The organism is Streptomyces ficellus, from assembly GCF_030406405.1.
GTDB lineage: Bacteria > Actinomycetota > Actinomycetes > Streptomycetales > Streptomycetaceae > Streptomyces > Streptomyces ficellus_B.
This window is the reverse complement of the sequence record NZ_JAUEPL010000076.1, coordinates 1-2844: the sequence shown is the minus strand read 5'-3', so window position 1 is coordinate 2844 and position 2844 is coordinate 1. Positions and strand designations below refer to the sequence as shown.

Genomic DNA, 2844 nt, shown 5'->3' with positions numbered 1-2844 from the left:
GGTTCGCCGAACAGCGGGAACAGATCGCACGGGACTCCTCCTTTGCCCAGAATGCCATTCTGAATCCGCTCAAGGACAAACGGGTCGCCGCCATTGAACGGATCGCGATCGCCATCGACCGGATCGCACGCGGTCCGAACCGTCCGCCGAGCACCCCGCCAGCAGCGCCGCCGCGCTCACCGCGCCCGTCGCGATGAGCGCACGCCTGCGCGTCGTCCCCGTGCGCCCCACGCGTCACTCCCTCGGCCCGACCGTCAAGATCACCGCAGGCGAGCGTACCCGCGGGCCGAGGTGAGGTGGACGGCAACACCCCTTGCGACCGGATACCCTTTGATCTGACACGCGACGATCCACACAACAGCACACGCGGCCGAGGAGTCACCCGGATGAGCACCACCCAGAGCGAAAGGCTGCGCGGGCTGCTGGAACCGCTGGTCAGCGCCAAGGACCTGGATCTGGAGGAGATCGAGGTGTCCCGGGCGGGCCGGCGGCGGGTGCTGAGGATCATCGTGGACTCGGACGAGGGCGTGGAACTCGACGCCTGCGCCGAGCTGAGCCGCGCCATCTCCGACAAGCTCGACGAGACGGACGCGATGGGCGACGAGGAGTACGTCCTCGAAGTGAGCTCGCCGGGCGCCGACCGCCCGCTGACCGAGCACCGCCACTACGTACGCGCCACCGGCCGCCTGGCCAGGCTCCAGCTGACCGCCCAAGCGGCAGAGGGAGCCGGCGAGCTGGTGGCCCGCATCCTCTCCGTGGACGACGACGGCCTCGATCTCGAGGTGCCGGGCGTGAAGGGGCGCAAGCCCACCACCCGCCGTGTGGCGTTCGGGGACATCGCCAAGGCGCGCGTGGAGATCGAGTTCAACCGCAAGGACAAGAAGGAAGAGGAGGCGTAACCGTGGACATCGACGTGAAGCTCCTGAGGGGCTTGGCACAGGAGAAGGAGATCCCCTTCGACCTGCTGGTCGAGGCGATCGAGTCGGCCCTCCTCATCGCCTACCACCGCACCGAGGGAGCCCGCCGTCACGCCCGTGTCGTGCTGGACCGGCAGACCGGTCATGTGACGGTGTGGGCGAAGGAGGACCCGGCCGACCTGGAGGAGGGGCAGGAGCCCAAGGAGTTCGACGACACCCCGTCCGACTTCGGCCGGATCGCCGCGAGCACCGCGCGCCAGGTCATCCAGCAGCGGCTGCGCGACGCCGAGAACGACGTGACGTTCGGCGAGTACGCCCGCCGCGAGGGCGACATCGTCGCCGGCATGGTGCAGCAGGGCAAGGACCCGAAGAACGTCCTGGTCAAGCTGGACGACAAGCTGGAAGCGATTCTTCCGGTGCAGGAGCAGGTGCCGGGCGAGGAGTACACGCACGGTCTGCGGCTGCGTACGTACGTGGTCCGCGTCGCCAGGGGCGTGCGCGGACCTTCGGTCACCCTTTCGCGTACACACCCCAATCTGGTGAAGAAGCTCTTCGCGCTTGAGGTGCCGGAGATCGCGGACGGCTCGGTCGAGATCGCGGCGATCGCCCGCGAGGCCGGCCACCGCACCAAGATCGCGGTCCGGTCCACCCGTTCGGGCCTGAACGCCAAGGGCGCCTGCATCGGCCCGATGGGCAGCCGTGTGCGCAATGTCATGGCCGAGCTGCACGGCGAGAAGATCGACATCGTGGACTGGTCGGACGACCCGGCCGAGATGGTGGCGAACGCGCTCTCCCCGGCCCGGGTCTCCAAGGTCGAGGTCGTGGACCTGGCCACCCGTTCCGCCCGGGTGACCGTGCCGGACTACCAGCTGTCGCTGGCGATCGGCAAGGAGGGCCAGAACGCCCGCCTCGCCGCCCGTCTCACCGGCTGGCGCATCGACATCCGCCCGGACACCGAGCACCCCACCGAGCAGGGCTGATGCCCCCGGGCCCGGCGGCCCGGGAATAGAACCCGTCGTGGTCACGTTGTGCTACGGCGAGATCACGACAACGACCGTTCGATTTTTGCCCCAAAGGGGTGAGGTCGGTGCGGGGAGGTAGACTTAAGCGTGTCTGGCCGGACGCATGCCCGCGCATGCCCTGAGCGAACCTGTCTGGGATGCCGGGAGCGAGCGGCCAAGCGCGATCTGCTGCGCATCGTGGTGATCGAGGGTGAGTGCGCCCCCGATCCACGCGGTACGCTGCCCGGCCGGGGTGCTTACGTGCATCCCGCCTCCGTCTGTCTCGATCTGGCGGTCCGCCGCAGGGCGTTCCCCAGGGCCTTCCGGGTCCAGGGGCCGCTCGAAACCGCGGACCTCCGCCGGTTTGTCGAGCAGCGGACTCTGTAAGAAGAAGTACGGCACGGAACACCGTGCGGTCAGGTACCTCGCGAGTTGGAAGTAGGTCGAGATTGCGATGAGCACTCGATGAGTACGCGATGAGTACGCCCATGAAGTAGCGACGGTCCGGCGGTAACCCGGACCTAAAAGGAGCGAAGTGGCTAAGGTCCGGGTATACGAACTCGCCAAGGAGTTCGGTGTAGAGAGCAAGGTCGTCATGGCCAAGCTCCAGGAACTCGGTGAATTCGTCCGTTCGGCGTCTTCGACCATCGAAGCGCCGGTTGTACGTAAGTTGACTGACGCGCTGCAGGGGCCCGGCGGTAACGCCGGCAAGTCCGCAGCGAAGCCCGGCGCGCCCCGCAAGGCCGCGCCTGCCAAGCCTTCCCCCGCCGCGCCCTCCCCGGCGCAGGCTGGGGGCACCTCCCAGGCCGCCAAGGCCGTGGGGGACCGTCCCGCCGCCCCGAAGCCCGGCGCACCCGCGCCGAAGCCCGCGGCGGCCGAGAAGCCCGCGGCGCCGGCCCCCGGCCCGCGTCCCACCCCGGGTCCGA

General features: G+C 69.0%; 5 protein-coding genes. All 5 read left to right on the top strand.

Annotation, left to right across the window (positions count from 1 at the left end):
• Positions 1-197 (top strand): hypothetical protein (locus QWM81_RS28995; protein ID WP_290115478.1); only part of this gene is annotated, 197 nt, incomplete at its 5' end.
• A gap of 189 nt (positions 198-386) precedes the next feature.
• A complete protein-coding gene (rimP, locus tag QWM81_RS28990) occupies positions 387-899 on the top strand; it encodes a ribosome maturation factor RimP (RefSeq protein WP_290115477.1) in 513 nt (170 codons plus the stop codon).
• Positions 900-901: 2 nt separating this feature from the next.
• Positions 902-1897 (top strand): transcription termination factor NusA, encoded by a 996-nt coding sequence (gene nusA, locus QWM81_RS28985; RefSeq protein ID WP_290115476.1) that lies wholly within the window; start codon positions 902-904, stop codon positions 1895-1897.
• Positions 1898-2026: 129 nt separating this feature from the next.
• The gene (locus QWM81_RS28980) at positions 2027-2305 is read left to right on the top strand and encodes a YlxR family protein (protein WP_290115475.1); all 279 of its coding nucleotides are present in this window, start codon (positions 2027-2029) and stop codon (positions 2303-2305) included.
• A gap of 148 nt (positions 2306-2453) precedes the next feature.
• Positions 2454-2844 (top strand): translation initiation factor IF-2 N-terminal domain-containing protein (locus tag QWM81_RS28975; protein ID WP_290115472.1); only part of this gene is annotated, 391 nt, incomplete at its 3' end.

What these genes read in the sequence shown, in the direction of transcription:
- rimP (WP_290115477.1), top strand. Translation starts at nt 387, where the DNA reads ATGAGCACCACCCAGAGCGAAAGGCTGCGCGGGCTGCTGGAACCGCTG.